This is a genomic window from Variovorax sp. 01N425, assembly GCF_056399465.1.
Genome location: NZ_JBFTRJ010000034.1, coordinates 1 through 23,639, shown reverse-complemented (window position 1 = coordinate 23,639; position 23,639 = coordinate 1). Strand labels below are relative to the sequence as shown.

Genomic DNA, 23,639 nt, shown 5'->3' with positions numbered 1-23,639 from the left:
ATCTCCTCGAGGAACACCTCGCGCCGCGTCTTCTTGCGCTTGCCGGCGTACTCCGCGTCCGAGAAACTGATCTGGCTCATCGTTGCGCGCTCCGTCAATGACCTGCTTCGATCATGCAAGAAACATGCACTTGTTCAGACCTTCCCTAGCCCCACCCGGTAGCAAGTTCGGATGAGTCAATGCGGGGGGGCAGTTTGTCGCGTCGCCTGACAAATGGAAGAACCTCACTCCGCCGGGCGAGCAATCTCCCGAATTTTTTGGACCCAGATTGCTCAACCGCCAAGCCTCGCTCGAAGATCTCGTCGTTCGCTTCCTGAGTCCATCATTTGAGGCCGTTCGCCGGTCGAATCGATCCATGGGACGAGCCCGACCGTCTGGAGCGGATCTACATCGCGTTGTATGACCCGAATGGCTCGGACCTGCGCTTCATCGAAGTAGGGACTGCCCGCCCAGGATGGGCCGGCCACATATCGAAAGCGCGGCCACGGTTGACGGCCCCCATGTCGTACAGCGAATTTCTCGAGGAAGTCTGTCGGGCGGACCTGGGGCGCAACCACCTTGAGGAACGACGGCGATGTGGAACCGTTGGGCAATGCCTAGGGGGTTGGCTCAGGCAACTGCCCTGCGCCCTAGTCGCGACGAACTCGGGCGGCTAGTTCTATGAGGATCGCTTCCGCGCCCGATCCTTTCGTTTCGCACTCCCAGACGGTGAACACTCTCCAACCAGCCGCTTGCAGCTCTCCGGCCTTCCGCCTATCTCTGGCACGATTCGCCTCGATCTTCGGGATCCAGTAGTCCTGGTTCGTGGTCGGCGCCCGGCCCGCACGACACGTGTGACCGTGCCAAAAGCAACCGTGGACGAACACGACGGCACGATACTTCGGGAAAACGAGATCGGGTCGGCCCGGCAGCGTGGCGGGGTGAACTCGAAATCTCAATCCGAGCCCGTGCAGCATCCGACGAACTCGGAGCTCGGGTGCCGTATCGGCCTGACGCACTCTCGCCATTAGGGCGCTACGCTGCTCCTTGGTCAACAGGTCGCTCATGGCTGTCTTTCGGCGAGGCTACACTTATGTATCTATGCATGTGTGTTCATACGCATTCTGAACCATGGCCAAACCAAAGACCAATGCATCGCATCAACTCGGTGCCCACAGTGCCGACCACCCGGAAGAATTGGTCCGGATATCGGTCATCCTGTCCAAGGAAGAACGGCATCGATTGAAGGTTGTCGCGGCAGAACGGAGCACGACCATAAGCGACATCGTTCGTGAAGGGATAGCGAAAATTATTGGTGGGCGCACCAGATGACGATGTACGGCCCAGAGATCCTCGCTCGAACGCTGACCGTCCCCACGTCGGGGACAGGCACCAGTCGGTTCGCGCACGGCAATCAATGGCAGTACCACTCCCGTAGTGATCGCCATTCGAAGATTGCATGCTGGGCGCTCGTCTTCGATTTGATGCGCCACTGTTCGCTCTTGAGGGATCATGCCGAACAAGAGAAGGTCGGCATGGGCATAAACCATGAGATGCACGATTTCAGAAATCGCAAACGCAAGAACCTCGACTTGGTCATTTGCGTACGTGCTCCTTTGTCGTCTGCCGGAGGCTCTCGCGCTGGAGCTCGCCGGGCTGTCGATTTCGCTGGGCTCGCGGAGGTATACGGCATAGTGCTGACGGACCAGGAACGAGCCGAACTACTGGCTCTGCCGGCACTTACGTTTTCCGGGGTGTCGTCCGTGCTGATCGCAACGGAAGCGAAGGCCGCGATGACCGCGCATCAGAAAGCCAGACCTCGCCTGCACGACGAACTCACCAGTTCCCACCAAACCATCCATGGCGACAATACGGACGCGATCGCCGCTGCGATCGTATTGGTCAACGCCGCCGAGACCTTCTTGTCGCCGGACAAGAACGAATGGGATCTGTCCAGGATTCCGGCAAGGATTTCCGTGCATCGTCGAAAGGACGCACCGCTTGTTCTAGAAGGGCTGGAGAAGCTGCAACGGCGCTCGAAGGTCGGCGACGATGGTTTCGACGCGGTCGGTGTAGTCGTCGTCAAATGCCAAAACGACGGGACGCCGATCGAAGTCATTAACGAGAGTCCGCCGGCGCCCGATTCCACGAGCGACTTTCACTACGGGCGTTTTGTGCGGCGTCTTGCCCAGCTGTACGGCACGAGGTTCGCTCGGATCTAGCGGCGCTCCATCGACCTTCTTGCGAATCAGGCCACCGCAGCTCGGTCCGATACCGGACCGCCTTCGAGCTCTTCCACGACTTCAAGGTGCCGGTCCAAAGCTTCGAGAAATCCTTCTGGAAAGCGAAGTTTCGCCCGCCGAGCTCGACTGAGAAATCCTGCAGTCGCTCGCCTGGACAGCAGAGTGTGATCGTCGCCCATGAGGGCAGCGAGAGGCGGTGACCGAAGCCCAAGAGGATCCGTGCTAATCGCGACCTCGTAGCGCTTTTTCCCGTCGAAACGCGCCGCTTTCGGCGCTTTCCCGTCTTGCCGGAACGCTAGATCGCGCGAACGATCGTAGTCTCCCGGAGTGCTCAATCGGCTGCCGATCCATCTCGGAACCGGTACGCTCACGGCATTGCCGACCAACGTCCATCTCGCAGAGGGCTTGGCGACAAGCTCGGCAGCGACCGTCCAATCGTCTTCGAAACCTTGCAGTCGCTCTGCCGTCCGAATGCCTGGCTTCACAACCCTGCCGTCGGGCAGAAGAATTGCAGGCGGACTGGGTATCCCAATCGTACTTCCGTTCTTAAGCGTCGGCACGGCATCGACTGCCCAGCCGAGTCCCCCAAGGCCTTCGGTCCAGTAGAAGCCGTGTGCCATAGCCGCGAGATCGGTTTGCGGACGAACCAAAGGCTCATCGTCGGCCAGCAAAACAGTTGCCGGGTCTCCAATAGTCGACGCTACGAGATACACGCGTTCTCGCCGCTGCGGCAATGCAAAGGAGTTGCTGTCGACGACGCGATATGCCCAGCGGTAGCCGAGGCGTTCGAACTCATCCACGATCGCGCGCATCGCACGTCCGCCACCCAACTGAAGCATGAATGGCACGTTTTCGACGATGACCCAATGCACAGGTCTGCGACTGCGCTTGCGTTTCTCAATGAGACGAAAAACCTCGCCGATGAGCCCGCTTCGATGGCCTGCCAACCCAGCAGTCCTCCCCGCCTGGGAAAGATCCTGACAAGGAAAGCCTGCGGTTACCACCTCGATGCTTCGAGGCAGCGAATCCAGTGCGACAACGTCGGATACTACGTCCACGTCTTCGAACCTATGCCGCAGCACAGCCTGCGCGGTCGGAAGGATGTCGCAAAGCAGCTCCGCCTCATGACCGGCATCCCGCAGCCCGACTTCGAACCCTCCAATACCCGCAAACAGCCCAGCGACTTTCATGTTTGCATCCTACCATTTTCGATATGTTGATGCATATGTATGTGTTGCTCAGAGTTGATAGGTACGGCGTCGACCATACTGTACATAATTACATATATCGACGCAACCGACAAAGCTTCTCCACTCCGTCGAAGATGCGCCTCGCCCTCTGCTTTCATCGCTCAGCCAAGAGTCACGAGCCGGTCCCTGCGCGCCCTGCTGTTCTCAAAGCTCGCAGCGGCCGGCGACTGGCTTCGAAGGTGTCGATGACACCAGTATGCGGGGTCAGTTCGTCGTTCTCCATCCCAGCCGCGACGCTGTGGGACCAGAACGGATGCGTCAAAATAAATCGCCTTGGCGGTCCCTTCCGTGAAACCAACGCGGGAACGCGTAGCGGGCCGTACTCACGGACTTCGTACCTGTCAGGTTGAAGCTCACGCATTGCGACCGCGGCCTCGCGCGAGATCGAAGGCCAGTCTGCCAACTCGGGCGCGTGGTCCCAATCGCCGTCCAGCCCGCCAGCCCAACTCGCGTCGAACATCGCGCGCAACATCGAAAGCCCCAAGCGCCAATCCAACAAGCCGTGATACGAGCGATTGCCGTACCGCTGCAAACACCGATAGCAGGACTGCCGACATTGCCGACGGTGCACCTCGTCGAAGTACGGCGCAACCAGCCGGTCTACCTCTGGCGCTTCGACCATCGATCGCAGCAGGTCGACAATCAGCGGAGAAGACCCGTCGGCCAGTCGCCTGCAGAATCCCGCCCCGTTCACGAGAAAGTCCGCGATCTGAAGCAGCGGTTTTCCATGCCGGAGTCGTGGTTCCAGAGACTCGAACTCCTCTGGCGCTATGTCGAGCTCAAGCGCTGCACGTTGCACCAGCAGTTGCGTAGCGCTCACGGCGGCGGCACGAATGCCGGTGCCGGGCGGTAGCCGTCCGAGCCTACCCAAGTCGAAGCCCGGGTGTGTCGAATGGCCGCACAAGTAGAGAGCGTCTGTTCGCTTACGCGCCATCAAACGAATCTCGATATCTGGTGACCCATCCCTTTCCATCCAGAAGCTGTCAAATCCGTCTGCTACGACAAGTTGTTCGGGCAACACCCACGTCCTGTTGCCTGGCGCGCGTACGCGCCTTGCGGCTCCGACCATCACGAACGGGATCGGCTGCCCGTCTTGATCCAAAGTTCCTGCGTTGAGGCGAAGTACCCGAGCATCTTGCGTCACCCCTAATTCCAGATCGGAGCCCGCCACACGTTGTACTTCAAGCGCGGAACCCTCCACTGTGATCACGCGCCGGTACTGCGGAAGCGACGCGTTTTCTTCCACGGGCCTCGTCTGAAACTTCGATGCGAACGCCACGGGGCTTGCGAACTGTCGAAACGCTTTAGCTTCGATGGCCGCTTCGCAATCGACGCAAGCGACAGGCGTTACCGGTTGAGAAGCGAAAGTCATGTATGCGCCACAGCTCTCGCACTGCCCGACGTATCGCGTTTCGGCGAACAAAGATCCCATCGCCAAGGCCTCGCGCCCACGGCCGGCCAGAGGCGGCCGCAGAGCCGGAGACAGCCCGACGGGCTCGTGCTGCCGCTTCTCCCTCACGATGGTTCTACCCGGTGCGAACTCGTAAATCGCCAGGTCCAGATCACGGTCGATCGTCTCGAAGTTGGGCTCTCCGTCGTCTCCGAGCTTCACGTCGATGTACATGGGTCTGACCCGAGTCGGCATGCCGTACATCGGCATCAGACCAGACTCGGCGAGAAATCGTCCGAAAGGATGCGGACTGCTGCTGCCTTCGCCTTCGAGCGCCCAAACACGCGACAAAGTGGCTTCGACGGTCACCTCACGCCTCAGTGTGAGCAAGTCCTGCCCGGATCCGGCAGCCAACGCTTCGAGGACAGCATCTCGCGCGGAAGTCGTGGCTTGAAGCGCGTTTTCGAGTCGGGCGCGCCAGCGGCCATCGTGCCCATAGATGTCTTGAGCAAGCGGGAACTCGCCATGGGTATCCTGGACGTCGTCCCCCAGGTACGATGGCCCGTCCTCGTCCCTCAGCAGTGAGAACGCAGCCGTTAGCCAAGCCTTCAGCACGATTCGTAACGCGATCTCGCGATGGCCGGTCGTCAAGAAGGGCGGGGGGGGAGGATCGCCCGTGATGGCCGCAGGGTTGCGAAAGTAGTGAAGGTCGTGACTGCGACTGCGGCAAAGCGTTGTGACCATCGAAAATGCTTGACCGCGCCGCCCCGCTCGGCCGACTCGTTGCTGATAGTTGAACCGCTGAGGGGGCATGTTCGCTTGGTATACGGCCTGCAAGGCTCCGATATCGATTCCGACTTCCATCGTCGTCGTTACCGAAAGCAGATCGATCTCGTCGACTCGCCGTCTCAACTCCTCAGCAGGAGTGTCGCCATCGTTCACGAAGATCCCTTTGAACGCTCGTAGTCGAGCCGCGGGGGACCCGGTCTGCCCGGTCAACTCCTCGCAATGCAGACGAAAGCCGTTCGACTCCCCCCCTTTCCGCTGGACGCGCCTGGCGAGAAAGTTCGCTTCCCACAACGCCTCGACCGTCCCGGTTTTCACCTCCGGAAGCGACACGCAACATCGTGTGCACATGCCCGTCCCGCGGTGCAAGTGGACTCGTCCGCAATTGTCGCAACGGAAGTATGGGTCGCCGGCTTCACTGAGGCGGACGTACAGCGACGTCAGTTCGATCAAGCCGCGGGGATGACCCCTCACCGATAGCTCTGCCAACACTCGGTCAAGCTCCGCAGTCGCGTCCGCCGGATGCGATGCTCGTGCGAACTTCTTGAGGCGAGACGTAGTCACCTCTGCGCCTCGATCGAAATGGACCGGATCGCTTTGCATCCAACGGCTGCCGTGGACACGGTACGCGTCGGCGAATACTCGCAGCCATGCGTCGGATCGATCCGCTTCGGCGGATTGAGTCGCGGTCGTGGACGGATAGCCTACGCCAGTCTCTTCAAGGGCGAAATAGGTTTTTGAGAACAATACCTCGTAGACCAACGGCTTCTGTTCATCGACGATATGCTTGCGAGCGTCGCCTGCGGTCCCCACATCACTGCCGACAGGCCAACTCGCCTCGTCGCCTGGCCCCTTGAGGGCGAGCCAACTGAACCAAGGGCGTCCCTCGACCTTATCGACGCCGCTGGCGTCGGTCGGGTGCAAGCCGAGATCGACCCATCGCTGCAGCATCGAGCGAACGCGTCGCGATTCCGCGCCGATGGAGCTTTCCATGACCTCACTCAAGGGAACGCGTCGATGGTCGAAGGGTTGAGTCGCGCGGTCAAGTTCTGCGCTGAGCTTCGCGACTTCATCGAATCGACGGGCAGTCATCGCAGACTGGAGGCGCGCCTCTATGTCCGACGTGTCGACCGCAGCCCTTGCGCGCGCCGCGCTGCGCAAGGCTTCGACCAGAACTTGACGAACCATGTCCTGATGGTGCCGGCGTTCGATGTCCAAAGCGGCACGCGCAGCGTCTTGTCGACTATCCGAAAACACTACCGACTTCGCAGCGGAACCGCTGGCGTGAAGCAAATCGAACAGCTCGCTAGCGAGCAGTTGGGAGGTCTTTGCGAAGCCCGTCCGAAAACTTCGTATAGGCGATGCAGAGCCCATTCCCGACTTGCGCTTACTGTAGTCGGTGCCGCAAGCCGGACAGCAGCGGGGAGCCGCCGATCCCGGCGCTCGCCCGTGCGACGCGACACGGCGAGCGTCCAAGCTGTACAACAATCCCGATACTTTGACCGAACCCTGAACAACACCCGACAGCAACACGCTATTTCGAGTATCGATTGTCGCACTGTCCCAACGCTCTCCGGTAGGGACGTCGTCAGCGACGGAGGAGGTGCGCGGCCAGAACACCGCATACTCTTCGTGAGTCAGTGCCTCGAAATTGCTTGAGACCACCGTCTCGGGGATAGATTCCAGGTCGGGGGAACTCGCTGACAGTTCGGTAGCGTCCCCTAGCTCTGCTCGTCTGCCTCCGAGGAACAGTTCGCCGCAGGCCTCGCAATACAACAGCTCGAACAACCGACGACGCTCCTCGTCTCGACACGTGACGTGGGTTGTGCCGCGCTCCACCGTCAGTCCGTCGAAAACCACTTTGTCATCCTTATCGAGTAAGGGCGAGGCGAACATTCCTTCGACACTTCGAAAGAACGTATGAACACGAACGCTCGGCAACTGGTTCGGAGGTTCGACGCCGAATAGGTTTTTTGTGCGATCCGACAGACCTCGCAAGATAAGTAGACCTCGCAAAGCTTGAAACGACTCGGCGCTGCGATCTCCAAAGATGCGCTCGGTGACTTGACCGATCGAAGTGGCGCGCGGAATCTCGCTGTCCCCGGACGTGCACCCTTGCGCGATCGTTGCAGCACAGGCCTTAAAAATGTCCGCGTACCATTCAGCCGACTGAACTTCCTTCGAGCCGCAGTTCAGAGCCACCGCCGCATCGCGAACAATTCGGTCGAGCCTGTCGTCACGATTTGGCACAGAAGCGACGAACCCCCCATCTTCGCTCGACAATTCCGAAGCGAACGCTCGAAACGGTGCCTTCGACAGCGGCAACGACGCATCGCAGACGACAGGCACGGCGTGTCCTCCAACGACTGCATCTTTCCAGTCAGTCGCAGAAGCAAAGCCATCGTCGGACCTGCCCTTGAAAGTCCCGAAAGGTCCGAAAAAGTCGAAAAGATAGCGCATGCTCGCATCGGCGTGCCCGCCCTCCACAGGCAACGATGCGCTGGACGCCAAAATTCGAAGCTTGTGTCTATGCTCGCGACGATCAAGGCCTAGACGCACGATAAGGTTTCGAAGAAGACCGACAACTTCCATTCCCGAAGAACCTCGAATCAGATGCAATTCGTCGAGCACGAGGAAGAAATACGCATCGTCGTTCGATTCGAGCCATGCCTTAGTCGACTCGAACACACCTGCCTCGACTTCTCGCGCTAGCATCGTCGCGAGCATTGAGGTGTTCGTGACGAGGATGTCCGGCGGCGTAGCCTGCATATCCCACCGCGATACCAACTCGCTCCCGTGCACCGACGGAAATAAAAACCTCGTCGCGTCGGATGCATCCTCTTTACCTTCTTCGGCTGCCCTGCGCCTACGCTCGTCGTGCACAGCGGCCGCCAGCTGGTCGCGCTGCATCGCTCTCATTCTCTCGGCCAACTGGTCTAGACGTCGTTTTCTGCGCTTCCGCTCGTTGGTGTCGTCCCGCCGAGGGTGCCGTTGATGCCCGGTCACGGGCGCTGCGCTCGTATATCGCCCAAAGTACAAGCGGTTGCCGTTGAAGCGCTCGACCATCGTCGTTTGCGCCTCGCTCGACTCGAGAGTTCGCCGCAACCGAGTGAGCTGATCCTCTACCAACGCGTTCATGGGGTATAGGATCAACGCGCGTACGGCTTTCGGCCGACCTGCGTGTTCAGCGTCGCGCTGAAGCTCGAACTCGCTACCGTTTTCGAACCAATTGCTGCCCCGCAACGGCTTCCGCGGTGCGGGCCATCGAACCGCCTCTGCTGCCAGTGTTGCCAAGACGGGAAGCATGAATGCTTCCGTTTTTCCGGAGCCGGTGCCGGATGTCACGATACCCGGGGAACCCGAGCGAGTTCCCCGACGCAACATCTCCCATTGATGAACGTAGGGAGAAAACTGGCTGCTGAGGCGTAGGTCTTTTCTTCCTGATGGTTTCCCGGGAAATAGGCCGGAAAGCACCAGTTCGATGAATGCGCGTCGTGCCTCGCGCGGGAAGTCGGCTAGCGGGTCGTCGGCTCCAGCCTCCATCAAATCTTCGATCTTGCTTTTGACCGTTTCGTACTTGGGCACCGGCTCCAAGAGTGGCTCGATGGCAAGCGTGCCGTTGGCGCGGAAAAGCATTCTGCGAGCTTCTGCCACTTGCGAGTCACGTATGCGGAACGCCGTCTCAAGGTAGGAGATGACGAAATCGCGCATCCGGGCGAAGCCACCCATCGGATCCAACATGAGTATTTCCTTAGTTATCTCGCGGCTTGGAGTGCAGTGAGCGACTCGTACCCTTTTTGCAATGCGACCGGGAGCGGAGCGATTCGCCCCGTGTCAACAGTCGAGGCCCAAGCGGCTGCATGCGGCTCCAACTCATGGTCCGTCGCTGTCTCGCGCAACACCTCCAGCACCGAAACCAATCTAACGAGAGTGGACGGGTCTCGATCGTTGTCAGACGCGAGTGCGAGGAGTTTGGGGGGAAACTCTCGAATCCGATCCGCCTTGTCCTCTTGGCGCAAAGCCGTCGCTGGCGTTGCCGCCTCGTGCGCCATCGCATGCAGCAAGGTCAAACCTGCATGATTGCTGTCGCGCGGACACAGCCCGACCGCCGAACTAGACAGCCAGCCCTCAAGGTTCGCCGCAGTACCGCCCTCGGTCGTCGCCCGCACGTCCGCGGTCGCAAGCAAAAATAGATTCCTTGGCCGCATACCCGAACGCAAGACGTTTACCAATGCCGGAAGCCAAGTGCGTACGGCGGCGCCCTCCAAGCCGCGCAGACACACCAAAAACGTTTGCCGCGGAGCAGCAGATGCAGCCGTCCATGCGAAGGCCAAAGCGGTAGGAAGCTGAGTTCCAGGGATCCGCCACAGGTCGTCGAGTCCGACGACCGTCGCGTCCAACGTCATCGCCCGTATCCTCCCCGCCGACACGCTTCTCGCGTAAGCCATCACCGCGCGTTCACGGGCCCTACCGACCAGGACGACGAACTCGCCCGCACGCACAAATCCGTCTAGAAGCCCCAGATCTGCCGCTTCGATACCAGCTGCATCGGATTCGAGCCGCAAGCGGTCGCCCAGCTTCTGAGGCAGCACAGCCTCGACGCTTCTTGCTTCCTCGCCCGCTGACCACGGCGGCAGGGCCGTCGGAAAGAGCACTGGATCGCGGCCGGCCCCGTCGATCTTCGACGCCGTTTCGAGCCGTGCGGCGATATCCCGTGCATAGACCAGCTCGGTGGCTGAAGATTCCTCGAAGACCTGCCGCAATCTGGCAACCTCGGCGTCGATGCTCTCATGCAAGCCGTCGAGCGCGTCGGTTGCCTCACGGCAACTCTTTTGTGCCTTCAATCGCGCGGCTTCGAGTTGTCGGGCTTCTCTTTCTCGAAAGGCGATTTCCTCAAGCAGTTCGTCGCGCTTGCGCGTCAGTTCCGCCAGTTCTACTTCAGCCTCCCGACGAACCATCTGCTCGACCTCTGTTCGCATTGCGCCCGCGGCGATGTCAACGCCGTCTTGGATGGCCGATGCGATCGCCGCCCTAGCCGCCCCCGTCTCAAGGACGGCTTCGATGAGTCCCTCGGCTGCACCGAGTGCTCTCTCGATACGCGGCCATTGCGCCTTCAGTCGGTCGAGGTTCTGAACGATCTCCTCGTCTCCGGACAGCAAGCCTGAGTCGCGCAATGTTCGAGCGACATATTGCACAGCGCTCTTGGCAGGCAGTCCGTGCGATGTATCCCCGAGGTTCCTAGAAATGCGGCGAAACCTGTTGAATGTGTGCTCCACGAAGTCCGCGTCGCTCGACCAATCGACCTTCTTCAACGCCTCCCACTTCAATGTGGTTCGGTTGGGGAGAAATCTCTGGCCTTGAACTTGAGGCGCTTCAAGGACAAGGCGAGGCGCGCGTGCTAGCACCACCGGAGAGTTGGGAGGAGTTCCTCGCCACCGCCCGGATGGTCTGTCGAAAGAGACCCGTTGCTCGGCCATCAAACCTTCTTCTAGCAAGACGACTACATGCCCGTCCGACCCCCGCGGCAGCTCAATACCAGTCTCATAGAGCGCACGTCGAGCTTGTTCGAGGGTGAGCGAAGAGAGATCCACGATCGGAGTGGCGCGAACGAGGTCTTCGGCCAACAGCCGATCTTTGTCCGCAACTGGGTTCTCGCGCGTCCGAAACGACCATACGCTGTGTTCGGAAACATGGATCAGCTCGCTCTTGACGGCGAGAACCTTGCCCTCTGGCGGAAAACTAGTGACGGATTCTCTGATCGACGTCCATTTGCCGCCTGCATACGTCGCGACGGGCAACAGGCGCGCGATCTTCGCGTTCGACAGCCACACCGTGCCCAAATACATCTCCGTCATTGGTTTTCTTTCTTCAGTGTCGTTTGCCTCGCATAGCGAACCCCGGCCAGTACCGTGCCCGCTCGCACATGCGGGCGATGCCTCGCCAATCCCAGCGCTTGCATCGCATGATGAGGGTCAATCACCGTGTGCTCCGCGCTATCCAGGACGAAGCATTGACCGAGCACGCTGCGAATCGACGCGACGCCACAAATGCTGCGCGCGTAGGCGTATCGCCAGCCATCTTGGCCCGGGACGGGCCCTCCGAAGCGGAGAGCCATCAGACCAATCCGGTTGGCTATCGCAAGGGGAAGGTGCCCAACTAAAGGAACGCGAACCAGCAATCGATCTTCGACATTCAGGAAGTGCCGTTGGGCTCGACGGTACGCCTCGGCGATCGCGACGACTCGGCTCCATCCGACCCAATCTCTTTCACTCTCACTTGATACCCGGAAGACGTCTCGACGGTCACCACGTTGTCTTCTGAATCGATCGATCGTCACGCCTGTCCTAGTGCCTTGATCGGGCTTCGAGAATTTGGTATCGGACCAGCTCCAACTCGCGACGAGTTCGTGACTGGCCGGATCACAACCGTCGTTCGGCCAACAGGCAGGTGCAGAAGGAGTCGCTTCCCCCATCCCATTCGCGATGGGCCAGCCGGTCTCGCTTGCAAGGTTATCCGCCGAGACGCCACGAGCAAACAAGATCGAGGGGCTGTACGGGCCGACGCCTTCATGCTCGCTGATTTCCGCACCCAAGCGTCGGGCAGTTCCAACGAATCTTGAGCGTATGGCCGCCGTCGTCGATCCCCCGAGTACGACGCAATCGCTCGCGGCTGACGCCGACAGCAAATGTGGCGGGACGAGCCACCAACGACGCACACCCCAAGATACTGCGTAAATACAGCGTAGCCATCCGCTCTCCTCCAGTGACCGAAGTAGGTCCCAGGGGGAAGGAGAGTCGGAGCCGAGGATGCCTTTAAACAGGGCGACCAACTCGAATTCGGACCAGCCGGCTTTGCCACGGGCATACAGAGCTTCGAGCAAGTCTTCGTACCGAGTGTCGAGTCGCGTGCAGCAGGATCTGACTGGGACGATGGGTTGCGTTGAGGCTACGGTGAACGGCGTGGCACCCGCGACGGTTTCTCGCACCATCTCCCATCGCTGCGGATTAGGTTCTCGATACTCAAGGTGCTCAGGTGCGTCGGAAACAAATGACGCGACGCGCTCTTGAGAGAGCGGTTCGGCGCCTTCGATGCGTTCTTCAACGCGAAATCGAAACTGGCCCTCCACAGGAGCGCTCGACTCGAGTACGTACCATCCCTCGCCTGCATCTTTCAAGACAATCGACGTCTCTTCCGCAGACACGGCGCTCAAAGAAAGTCGGCCGGTCGGTGGGACCCAGACGCGCGGCAAGAGGGTGCCGCGCCCGAGATAACCGCTCGCCGTTTCGAATCCGCCACCGAGCCGGAGGAGATCCACCGACTTAGGACTAGGTCCAAGCGGCAGGGCCTCCAGAACGTAGCCTACCTCGGTCTGCGAAAGCACTTCGGTCAAACGCCATCGGTCGCACAACCGATGGCTACGCGCTTGCAGCTTGCGAATAGGCCCGATGGCATCCGCATGCCACAGTACCCGACACCGCGTGGGGGCTGCCGGAATGCGTTCCCCCGCTACCCATAGGCCGAACCGCTCCTCGAACATGGGAACGACACCTATGCGCAGGAGGGAAAGTAGTGGCGATTGCACATGGCCATTGCCGACACTACCGAGCCATGTCGGGAGTTGCTTCACCACTTCTTGCGGCGAGCCGACGAGATCGTCGTCGCTTTCATCCGTAGGTTCATGGCTGCTCTCCCAATTTATCCGGACAGTCAGCTCGGCATCCTCAACTTCGAGCTGAATCCGAAGCTCAATACGGATCGATGGATTGGACTTCTTTGCTCGCGGATTTTTCGCTTGGATCGCCGCGAGAGCCGCAGCGCGAAAAGGATGCGTCGAAAGCAGCGAGGCGCCTGCTTGGTGATACTTGACGTATTCGTTCGCAACACGAAGCATGGGACCCTCGAAAGCCCCGCTGCTTTGGACGATTCTTGCCAGCCTGAGCGATTCTCGATCGATATTCGAGCCGATGCGAGGGGCGGATTCCTTCGCGGAGAGCGTCCGAAGCCGAAGCACGTCTCTCCATGCTGGAAACGTCATTGCGTGCGTGTATCCGACGATTCGATATCCCGTTCCGTTGGTGAGCGTCACTTCGCGCAGCGGTATGCCCGCCTTTCGCTTTTGGGCGCACCACAGCTGTAGCCTCTTCCACAACGTTGGCAACGCGGTGAGGTCGTGGAATGGATCGTGGCGGTTGAAGGCGCGAGCAAGATTGACGCGAAAGTTTCTGGTATCGCTATTCGTTACGGCGCTGGCAGACACAGCGCAGGTGAGGACGAGAAAGCGAAAGTATCCAGGACTGTCCTTATCCGCCCACGTGCCCGAGAAGCCGCGGGCGTAAAGATGTTCGGCCTCATTCGCTGGACCGCAGGCCGCCGTCAGAGGGAGGAGAGGGTCGCCTTGGCATTCCAGCGCTTCACGCAATTGGTTAGTCGTAGCGTCGATGAATCGGAGCGGTGCGCTACCGAAGTGGCCGTCGCTCCTCAGATAGTGCGCGACCAGACGTCTTTCGACTTCGGTGTTGATCGATTCGCCACGCTGGCCGACAACCGTCGTTGCGCTCTTCACGATGCTGACTCCCTAATCGAATATTCTCCTGTCACGGCGAGCCTCAAGTCCCTCTGGGTGGTCAGTATCCATGTCGTTCCCACCGAAGCACGTCCAGATTTGTTTTCAGGGGCTAGTGCCCCGCCCTTTCTGTCCCTCCCTCCCCCGGTGCACGGGAGAGACATACGAATGTCGCAGCCAGTGAGTGCTGGTTTTCTCCAGTTGCCGCGCATCGACGTCGTCAAGTGCGCAGGCTGCATGCGCAAGGAACGCCTCGATGGGTCGTTAAAGGCTTGATGTCGACGATGAGGCCGGCCACTCGAATTCGCAGCTGGAGCGCCGTGTTGGATCTGATCCGAGTCTTCCCACTTGACGCTCGCAATGTCGACACGGCTCTGCCGCCGTTCGTCGTTCATATCTGCAGGTCGCGATGGCGTAGGCACGGCGGTCATGTCCTAACAAGAATGCGGGGAAGCGCGAACGCACGCGATCATCACTACGACGACAGCCGCAGATAGGCGGCGCAATCGACCGTGCCCTGCATCAAGCGCGACCCCATTTTTTGCTTTTCCTCCTCATGTTACCCAATGAAACACCAATGCAAAACTATCGACGGCCGCCTTGGTCCTTTTTGAGAGCGATACGTCTGCCGAAGCGCGGAGGGTTCCATTCGATTCAACTAGGCGCATTGGTACGGCCCTTAGGAACCTTGCACGAGGCGCGCTGCGACGAGTTGCCAAACCTTTACTGCCCCCGCGCTGAGTGCCGCTAGACCAGCATGGATCGAGTTCACTTGCATTGCCGCCGCGTTTCTAGACAGCGCCGTACGCTCGTACACTGGCCTACTGATTTGGCGATCAAGCTGGCGCACGCTCCAGCCTCCGCCCGGCGCTGACGTTTCATAGAACCGGCGGGCGCTACCTGTCCTTGACCGCGAGCAAGCGGACATCGCAGCACCAAGGTTGCGTGAAAAAGCGATGCTCTTGCGCCAGCAGCGAGGGAGATTCGCCAGACCCTGTCTGACGAATCGGCCAAGCAAGAAAGAACGAGCGATCTGTTGCAAGTTCTGACGGCTGAACCCTCGAACCGAATTGCCCCGTCAGGTCAAATGAAAGCCGCCCGATCAGTGTCGCCATAGCCCGCTCGCCGCTCGCCTTTCTGCACGGCTTCGACGATGCGGCGACCGACCTGCAGTAGCTTGCCGTCACCAATGAATTGACGTTCCTCGCAAGAAAAATGGTGGCCTGGGGCTGGATCCCACCGCCCCCCTCGCTGGCCAGCTGCTTCGGGCCGGGTCGAAAGGAGAAACAGATACCAACGTACGCGCATCCTCTTGAAAAAACCCGCCGCGATCTGCTCGCGGCTGGGGCATGATCAAGTTTCTGCCCACGCTCGATGCGGCGCGCGCGTTCCTGGCGCAGATCGGCGGTTCGACATGAACGCCGAAGATCAGTACCGCTCCGCGATGGAAGACGCGGGATACACGCCGCCGCCGACCATCATCGGCGACGGCAAGCTCTTCGGGCGGAGACGCCATGTGCAGGCCCGTCGACCGCAGCGTCGACAAAATCGGGCTCCAAGCGTCCCATACGATGCATCCAAGCCATGCATTGAAATTTATCGGTACTTTTGTCGGTATCTTTTTTCTTTCAGTCCAAGGAATCCAATATCCATGCGGATTTTTGACATACCTGCGATTCCTGTCGAAGCACCAAAGACCCGAGTCACGGCGTCTCACCCCACATCAAAAACCCGCACGCTCCTGGGCGTAGCGGGTCGACGGCCCGATCGCCGGCCGGCAGTTCAGTGCGGGATCAGGTCCAGGCATTGCCGACGGCGCCACGCGGCGCTGCGTACGGTTTGGCCGTCGTCGAACACGACTTTGTACTGGCATACGAGGTAGTTGGCCGATTGCGGCATTTGGAACTTGAACTGGTAGTCCCACTCAGTGCCGAGCGCGCCGCGCTGCTGCCTCAGCGCCTGCCCGAGCACGGCGAGCACCTGGGCCTGATTGACCCCGGGCTTGATCTCGCGAAAGCGCTCGGGCCGCGACACGATGCCGTCGCGCAGAAAGGGCTCCTTGAAGTCAGGGCGGCGCGCCTCGACGTCGCGATAGTCCAGCTTGTCGGGGTTGCTCACGGGGTCTACAGGGTTATCGCGCGCCGCCACATGGGTGGCGGTGCCGAGCAGCGCGGCGGCGAGCGCGAAGGCGGCAACGGTGGGTGATGCGTGCGGGGTCTTTTTCATGGCTGGCTTCCTCTTGGGTCGGATGGGATTCTTGGGAGAGATGAATGAGCGCGCGCGAATCAGCGCTCGCGCATGGCTTCGCGCGCCTTGTTCAGCGGCTTGGTCAGGTAGTCCCACACGGTCTTGCGGCCGGTGCGGATGTCGGCGGTGGTCACCATGCCAGGCACGATGGGCATGCGGCGGCCGGCCTTGTCGGTCAGTGCGTCGGAGTCGGTGCGCACGAGCACGGGGTAGTAGACGATCTCGGGCTTGACCTCGTCGCGCTGCGTGTCGGGTGCGATGGTCACCACACGCCCTTTGAGGCCGCCGTACACGGCGTAGTCATAGGCGGTGACCTTGATCTGCGCCTCCTGCCCGGGCCGCATGAAGGCGATGTCGCGAGGCGAGATGCGCGCTTCGACCAGCAACTGGTCGTCCAGCGGCACCAGGGTCAGGAGCGAGCCGTTGGGCGGCACGACGCCGCCGATGGTGGTGACCTGCAAGCTCTTGACGATGCCGCGCACGGGCGAGTTCAGGGTGAGCCGCTCGAGCGAGTCTGCACGCCCGCGCACCACGGACGACAAGGACTTCACCTCGGCATCGGCCTTGGCGAGTTCTTCGCGGCTGCGCACCATGTAGTTCGATCGCGCCTCGGAGATCTTCAGCTCCAGATCGGCGGCCTGGCGTTGCAGGCGGATGAGCTCGACGTTGCTGGCCGCGCCGCTCACCTGCAGCGAGCGGGTGATGTCGAGCTCTTTGCGCACGAGCGCAAGCGCCTGGCCCAGGCCTGAAACGGTGTCGCGCATGCTGCCCTGCCGCGAGCGGAAGAGCGCGCTTTCGGAGTCGACCAGCTGCGCGTACGCCTTCAGCTCGGCGGGGAACTGAAGGGTGCTATGCCCTTCCACCTCGGCGCGCAGGCGCACGCTGCTGGCCAGTGCGGCGCGGTAGCGCGCGGCGGTTTCTTCCACGCTCGATTCGCCGCGCGTCGGGTCGAGCTGCGCGAGCACCTCGCCCTTCTCGACGATCTGGCCTTCGTGCACGCGCAGCTCGGCAAGGATGCCGCCTTCGAGCGACTGGATGCGCTGCTCACGCGAGCTGGGAATCACCTTGCCCATGCCGCTGGACACTTCGTCGATCTCGAAGCACCAGGCCCACACGAAGAACGCGAGCAGAAAGAGCGCGATGAACCACACGACGCGCGCGGAGCCGCTGGCGCGCGCCTCGTCGAAGTCGCCGGCGCCGCCGGGGCCCCACACGGTGGCGGTGGATACCTGCGCAGGCACCGGTGCCTTGGTCAATGTCACGGCGTTCATGCCTGTGCCTCCTTGCCACGGCCTGCGAGGGCCGTTGTCTCGCGCGATGCGGCCGCGCCCTGGCGCAGCCGCGCCATCACCTGGTCGCGCGGCCCGTCGAGCACGACGGCGCCGCCGTCCACCACGAGGATGCGGTCCACCGCATCGAGCACGGCCGGGCGATGCGTGGCCAGCACCAGCGTGCGGCCTGCGGACAGAGCGCGCAGTTGTTCGATCACTTCGCGCTCGGCCACTTCGTCGAGCGAGGCGGTGGGCTCGTCGAGCAGCAGCACGCTGGGGCGGCGCAGCATGAGCCGCGCGAGCAGCAGGCTCTGGCGCTGCCCGCCCGAGAGGCCGCGCCCGCCTTCCAGCAGCGGATGGTCCAGCCCGGTGGGCAGGCGGCGCACGAAGGCCCAGGCGCCGGTGGCTTGCAGGGCGGTGATCAGTTCGGCGTCGGTGGCATGGGGCGTGCCCATCTGCAGGTTCTCGCGCAGGGTGCCGTGAAACAGGCGCGCGTCTTGCGCGAGCAGGCCGACGTCGCGGCGCACGTCGGCGGGGTCGATGTGGGCCATCGACACGCCGTCGAGCACCACGCTGCCCGCGCGCGGTTCGATGAGACCCGACAGCGCCTGCAGCAGCGTCGACTTGCCCGCACCGTTGCACCCGAGCACGGCAATGCGCTCGCCAGGGCCGATGTGCAGCGCCTTCACGTGCAGCGCGGTGGTCTGGCCGTCGTGGCTGAAGACGGCGTCGCGCAGCGTGTAGTCGCCCTGCACGGCGGGCCGGTGCACGCGCGTCTCATGGGGCGGGTGGTCGACCGGGAGCTTCATGAGCTGGTCGAGCGATTCGCCGGCCACCTTGGCCTGCTGCCAGCGGTTGAGCACCTGCGTCACGCCGGCCAGCGGCGCGAGCATGCGGGTCGACAAAATCGATGCGGCCACGAGCACGCCGGTGCTCATCTGCCCGTCCATCACCAGCGGCGCACCGAAGAACACGACGAAGGCAAAGGCGCCGCCCTGCACGGTCTGCGACCAGTTGCTCAGGGTGTTGAGCAGCGCGCGCAGTTGCAGGCCCGAGTCGGCGTTGACGGCGTTGTAGTGGTTCCACTGGTTCTGGAAGCGCAGCTCGGCCTGCAGCACCTTGATGTCGTCGATGCCCTGCACGGCCTCGACCAGCATGGCGTTGCGCAGCGACGATTCGCGCATGCCCGCCTGGGCCAGCGCGCGCAGGCGCGGCTGCGCCAGCAGGCTGGGCACGAGCAGCAGCACGCACGCGGCCAGCGGCACGAGCACGAGCCAGCCGGCAATGAACCAGAAGAGCACGCAGAACACGAAGAAGAACGGCAGGTCGGCCACCGCCGCCACGGTGGTCGACGTGAGCATTTCGCGCACGGGCTCCAACTCGCGCAGCTGCGAGATGAAGGTGCCGGTGGCGCGCGGGCGCGCCGAGCCGCGCACGCGCAGCGCGTGGCCGAACACGCGGTCCGAAATGCGCAGATCGGCGCGCTTGCCCACCACGTCGGTGATGCGCATGCGCGCGCCGCGCATGACCCAGCTGAACGCAATCGACAGCAGCACGCCGCCGAACAGCACATGCAGCGTGGGCAGCGACTGCGCGGGCACGACGCGGTCGTACACCTGCATCGAGAACAGCGTGCCGGCCAGCGCCATCAGGTTGTAGGCGAGCGATGCGACAAGGATGTGGGCGTAGGGCCGCCAGTCCGCCAGCACGATCTGTCGCAGCCAGTGCGGCTCGACGGGGCGGATGTAGGCATCGACGCGCGAGTCGGGTGCGGACTGCGCGGGCCGCAGCACGGCCATGGCTTCGAGCGCGGGCTGCAGCTCGTCGATCGTGCAGACGGTTTCCGCGCCCTGGTCGCCACCGAGCATCACGCGCAGGCCCTGCGCCGAGATGGCGGTGACCACGGCCACCTGTCCGTCGCGCAATTGCAGCACCACGGGCAGCCGCCAGGGGCTCAGGGTGTCCAGGCGCGGCGCGACCTGGCGCACGGTGAGCCCGGCCTGGCGGGCCATCTGGCGCACGCGCTCGCCGATGTCTTCTTGGCCGCTCCACGCGGCAGCGCCGCGGATGCGCTCGCGCGAGGTGTCCAGGTGGTAGTGGGCGGCCACGGCCAGCACGGCGTCGACCCAGCCGGCGAGCAGCTCGGGGCCGCGCGCGGCAGAAAGCTCGGGCATCGTGGTGGCGGTCATGGCTGGCCTCCGGCCACGAGCTCGCCCGCATCGACCAGCCCGAAGGCTTCGCGCAGGCGGCCCGACTGGTACAGGCACTCGACCGCGAGGCGCTGCACTTCGTGCGCGCTCTCGGCCTGCTCGAAGCGCGCGCCGTGGAACTCCTGCTCGGCATTGAGCAGGTCGAGCAGCGAGCGCGTGCCCAGCTGCAGGTACTGCTCGCGGTACAGGTCGCGCGTGCGCTGCGTGCTGTGCACGCGCGCGGCGAGCACGGGCAGGCGCAGCGCGTGGCCTTGCGATTGCACGCGCGCGTCTTCGAGCCGCTGCCGCACGTTGAGCTGTGCATAGCCCAGCGCGGCCTCGGCCGCTTCGACCGCGTGCACGGCGGCGCGCTGGCGGGCCTGGCTGCGCCCGCCTTCGTACAGCGGCGCGCTGAAGTTCACGGTGAGCGTGCTTTCGGTGCCGGACTGGCCGGCAAGCCGCGCGCCCGATTCGAGCCCCCGGTTGACGCCGGCGTTGAGCGACAGCGTGGGCAGCAATTGCGCATCGGCACCGCGCAGCGCGGCCTGTGCCATGTCGCGCTCGGCCTGCGCCATCTGCACGGCCGGTGCGGGCAAGGCCGTCTGCGGGTGCGCGGCGCAGGCGCTCGCGAGCGGCGCCGACGCTTCGCCGGCAATGTCGACCGGCATGCGGCCCTGGGTCAGATGCATGAGGTTGAGGCGCCAGCGCTCGGCCTGGGACGCGGTGTTGAGTTGCTGGGCACGCGCGGCCTCCAGGCGCGACTGCGCCTGTGCCACGTCGGACTGGCTGGTGGCGCCCTTGGCCTGGCGCTCGCCCACCAGGCCGGCCAGCGACTGCACGCCCTTCACCTGGGCCTGCGCGATTTCGCCGAGCGCCTGCTGGCGATGCACTTCGATCCATGCCTGGGCGGTGTCGCGCACCACGTCGTCGACCGCCAACAGCAGCTTGGCGCGCGCGGCCGTGGCCGAGGCCTCGGCCTCGTTCACGGCGCTCGACACCTTGCCGAAGTCGTACAGCATCTGGGTCACCGACAGCGAGGCCTGGTGCACCTGGCGGCGACCGTCGGCCTGCAACTGCCGGTTGCCCGTGCGTGCGCTGAGGCCCGCGCTGACCTGCGGGTAGTAGCCCGAGCGCGCATCCGCAATGCCCTCGCCCGCCTGCAGCGCTTGCCCGACGGCGTTGCGCACGGTCGGGTGCGATGTGGCGGCCAGGCGCACGGCCTCGGCCATGCCCAGCGGGGTGGCGGCGCTCGCTTGCGCAAACGCCCCCGTTCCGGCGAGCAGGAAGAAAAGGCCCGCGGCGGCGGACGGAAGAAGACGGGAAGCAGACATGCGTAAGAACGTGCGGACAGCGTGTGGACCACAAGGCGTCGACGCCGCAAGCGGCGCCGACGCCCCGGTGGGTCAGTGGTGAAACGCGAGGCCCATGTGAAGCTCGTCGTCGAGCGAAGGGGCCACGGGCGGTGCGTAGGCCGTGAGCGAGTCGGCCGACGACGCCAGGGCCAGCACCGTGGGCGATGCCTGCGTGCTCGCAAAGGCCGGCGGGAACGCGGCTTGCAGCAGCACCTGCAGCGACTCGGCCGCGTTGTAGGCATGCAGCATGTCGGACAGCTGCGTGCCGCCCCATGGGCTGTCGCCGTAGGGGGAATGCGGCGCGTCGTGCGGTTGCTGCTGCTCGAGCGACACCGTCGCTGCGTCGACGCCGGCCAGCCCCAGCGAGTCGGCCGAGGTGAAGAGCAGCGCTGCCGCCCCCGCTGCGGGCGTGTAGTTGACGTGCAGCGTCTGCGTGGCCGCGTTGCTCGCATCGCCGTCGCGGTCGACCACCTGGTAGCTGAGCGTCTCGTCGTAGTTGTGCGAGCCGCTGGTGCGCGGTGCCACCTGGTAGCTGAACTCGCCCGAGTCGAAGTCCACGACCAGCTTGCCGCCCTGCGCCGTGGCAATGGTGACCTGGTGCGTCGCCGCGTCGTAGCTGTAGTCGCTGCCGGCGGCGGGGCCGGTCTTCGTCATCAGGCCGGTGCTGCTGTCGAAGGCGTAGGTGGTGCCGTCGATGCTCAGCGTGGACACATGGCCGCCGTCGGCACCGAAGCCCGACGAGCCGCCGAGGCCGCCGGTCAGCAGATTGCTGACGGTGGGCGGCACGCTGATCGTGCCTTGCAGCACGTCGTTCAGCTGGCTCGTGTCGGTGATGATCTGGCCATTGGTGTTCGCGCCGGTGTTGCCGTTGTAGGCGATGGGGTCGATGAAAGCCTGTGCCTCCGCGTTCAGGCTCGAGCCCAGGCCCAGTGCGAACGAGTTGATCTGGTGGGTGTTGAGGAAGTTCGTCCAAATCGCTTCTTCCCCGGCCTGGATGCCCCTGTCGGCCGTACTGCTGTTGCTGCTGTTCGCCAACTGCGCCGTGTTGCCGTCGCCCAGGGTCGGCTCGCCGTCCGTGAGGAAGTAGGACACGTTCTGGGCCCCGTCCAGCTTGCCGGTGGCCGAGAAGCCGTTCATCGCCGCAGCCAGGGCCGCGTCGTAGTTGGTGCTGCCAGCGGCCTGCAGGTTCTGCACCAGCGCCTTGGCTTCGGCCGCCGTCATCCAGGCCTGCTGCGAGGCCCCGGTCGTGCTGAAGGTGACGAGCTGCACCCGCACGTCGCCGTACAGGTCGTAGCCGTCGATCAGATTCTGGATCGCCTCTTTCGCACGGCTGAGGCGTGTCGGGGTTTCCTGCCCCATGCTCCCGGAAAGGTCCAGGATCACCATGAGGTTGGTATCGATCGGCGCCACGTCGACGGCCTGCTCGCCGTTCACGAGCACCGGCGCATCGTCCTTGACGGGCACCTCGAAGCCCACCGGCGCGCCGCTGGCCTGGCCATCGCTCACCACGGCTTCGAAGTGCAGGTTCGACACGCCTTCGCCGTTGCCCGGCGGATGGTCGATCGGCGCCTTCAGCGTGACGGTGTAGCCCGCCTCGAACTGCCCTGCGCCCGTGGCGCTGACATTGCCCACAGCCACGGTCATCACCTCGGTGGTGACGCCGCCGACGGTGACGCTGCCCGTGAGCGTGTGCGTGCCCGCGTCCCAGGTCCACGACACCGGCTGGCCGCCGGAGGTGACGCCGTTGGGGCCACTCAGCGACACCGACAGGTCGCCGGCCGCGCCGTCCGGGTCCGCGATGGAAATGGTGCCGGTCGATTGCAGCGGCGGCTCTCCCGCAGCCGGAATGCCGCCGGGCAGGCTGCCCTCGGAGACGGCTTCTGCGTTGTTCACCGTGGCCGATGGCGCGTCGTTCACCGGGTTGACGGTCACGTTCACCGTGCTGGTGGTCGTGCCCCCGTGGCCGTCGCTCACCGTGACGGTGAAGCTGTCGGTGCCGTTGAAGTTGGCACCGGGCACGTAGGTGTAGGTGCCATCGGCGTTGACCGTGACCGTGCCGTGGGCTGGATCGCTGCCCTTCACGTAGCTCAGCGTGTCGCCATCGACGTCGGTGCCAGTCACTTGGCCGCTGACTGGCGTGTCTTCGTTCGTCGTCTTGGTGTAGTCGGGCGCCTTCGGTGCGTCGTTGATGTTCTGCTCATTGAGCGTGACGGGGATGTTCGTCGTGACCGTGCCGTCGTTCGCGCCGACCACCAGCGCGTGGGCGTTGGCGCCCGCTTCGTAGTCGTTCACGAACGCCGCAGCGCCCGCCGGCGTGAGGCTGATCGCGCCCGTGACCGGGTCGATGGCGAAGTAGCCGTTGTCGTTGC

12 protein-coding genes and 1 pseudogene are annotated in these 23,639 nt (G+C 63.2%); 2 read left to right on the top strand and 11 right to left on the bottom strand.

The features are described from left to right. Positions 1 to 629 precede the first annotated feature (629 nt). Positions 630 to 1,046, bottom strand: a complete 417-nt coding sequence (locus tag AC1DSC_RS32085) for a very short patch repair endonuclease (protein WP_478132038.1) — start codon at positions 1,044 to 1,046, stop codon at positions 630 to 632. Between the two features lie 64 nt (positions 1,047 to 1,110). On the opposite strand from AC1DSC_RS32085, the gene AC1DSC_RS32080 reads away from it, so the two are divergent. Both AC1DSC_RS32080 and AC1DSC_RS32075 read left to right on the top strand, forming a co-directional pair. After that, on the top strand, positions 1,111 to 1,311 hold the full coding sequence (locus tag AC1DSC_RS32080) for a hypothetical protein (protein WP_478132037.1): 201 nt from the start codon (positions 1,111 to 1,113) through the stop codon (positions 1,309 to 1,311). Then, positions 1,308 to 2,201 (top strand): hypothetical protein, encoded by an 894-nt coding sequence (locus tag AC1DSC_RS32075; RefSeq protein WP_478132036.1) that lies wholly within the window; start codon positions 1,308 to 1,310, stop codon positions 2,199 to 2,201. Before AC1DSC_RS32080 ends, AC1DSC_RS32075 begins: the two co-directional genes overlap by 4 nt. 26 nt (positions 2,202 to 2,227) lie before the next feature. On the opposite strand, the gene AC1DSC_RS32070 is transcribed toward AC1DSC_RS32075, so the two are convergent. The 10 genes and pseudogenes from AC1DSC_RS32070 to AC1DSC_RS32025 form a co-directional block, all read right to left on the bottom strand. Further along, positions 2,228 to 3,412 carry a DNA cytosine methyltransferase gene (locus AC1DSC_RS32070; RefSeq protein WP_478132035.1) on the bottom strand — a complete coding sequence of 395 codons (1,185 nt, stop codon included), beginning with the start codon at positions 3,410 to 3,412 and terminating at the stop codon, positions 2,228 to 2,230. Between the two features lie 172 nt (positions 3,413 to 3,584). Then, positions 3,585 to 9,389, bottom strand: coding sequence for a DEAD/DEAH box helicase (locus tag AC1DSC_RS32065; protein WP_478132034.1), 5,805 nt, complete (start codon positions 9,387 to 9,389; stop codon positions 3,585 to 3,587). A gap of 14 nt (positions 9,390 to 9,403) precedes the next feature. After that, positions 9,404 to 11,503 (bottom strand): hypothetical protein, encoded by a 2,100-nt coding sequence (locus tag AC1DSC_RS32060; protein WP_478132033.1) that lies wholly within the window; start codon positions 11,501 to 11,503, stop codon positions 9,404 to 9,406. Continuing rightward, on the bottom strand, positions 11,500 to 14,211 hold the full coding sequence (locus AC1DSC_RS32055; protein ID WP_478132032.1) for a hypothetical protein: 2,712 nt from the start codon (positions 14,209 to 14,211) through the stop codon (positions 11,500 to 11,502). Before AC1DSC_RS32055 ends, AC1DSC_RS32060 begins: the two co-directional genes overlap by 4 nt. A gap of 775 nt (positions 14,212 to 14,986) precedes the next feature. Further along, positions 14,987 to 15,419: pseudogene (locus AC1DSC_RS32050) on the bottom strand (DUF1016 N-terminal domain-containing protein); the annotation flags it as partial. Between the two features lie 574 nt (positions 15,420 to 15,993). Beyond that, positions 15,994 to 16,437 carry an outer membrane protein assembly factor BamE domain-containing protein gene (gene bamE / locus AC1DSC_RS32045; protein ID WP_062365430.1) on the bottom strand — a complete coding sequence of 148 codons (444 nt, stop codon included), beginning with the start codon at positions 16,435 to 16,437 and terminating at the stop codon, positions 15,994 to 15,996. A gap of 59 nt (positions 16,438 to 16,496) precedes the next feature. Continuing rightward, positions 16,497 to 17,729, bottom strand: a complete 1,233-nt coding sequence (locus AC1DSC_RS32040) for a beta-barrel domain-containing protein (protein WP_015867364.1) — start codon at positions 17,727 to 17,729, stop codon at positions 16,497 to 16,499. After that, the gene (locus AC1DSC_RS32035) at positions 17,726 to 19,918 is read right to left on the bottom strand and encodes a type I secretion system permease/ATPase (protein ID WP_436288012.1); all 2,193 of its coding nucleotides are present in this window, start codon (positions 19,916 to 19,918) and stop codon (positions 17,726 to 17,728) included. The genes AC1DSC_RS32040 and AC1DSC_RS32035 overlap by 4 nt, the downstream gene beginning before the upstream one ends. Next, positions 19,915 to 21,249, bottom strand: coding sequence for a TolC family outer membrane protein (locus AC1DSC_RS32030; RefSeq protein ID WP_018907487.1), 1,335 nt, complete (start codon positions 21,247 to 21,249; stop codon positions 19,915 to 19,917). The genes AC1DSC_RS32035 and AC1DSC_RS32030 overlap by 4 nt, the downstream gene beginning before the upstream one ends. A 72-nt stretch (positions 21,250 to 21,321) precedes the next feature. Then, on the bottom strand, positions 21,322 to 23,639 hold a 2,318-nt coding region (locus AC1DSC_RS32025), incomplete at its 5' end, for a tandem-95 repeat protein (RefSeq protein WP_478132031.1).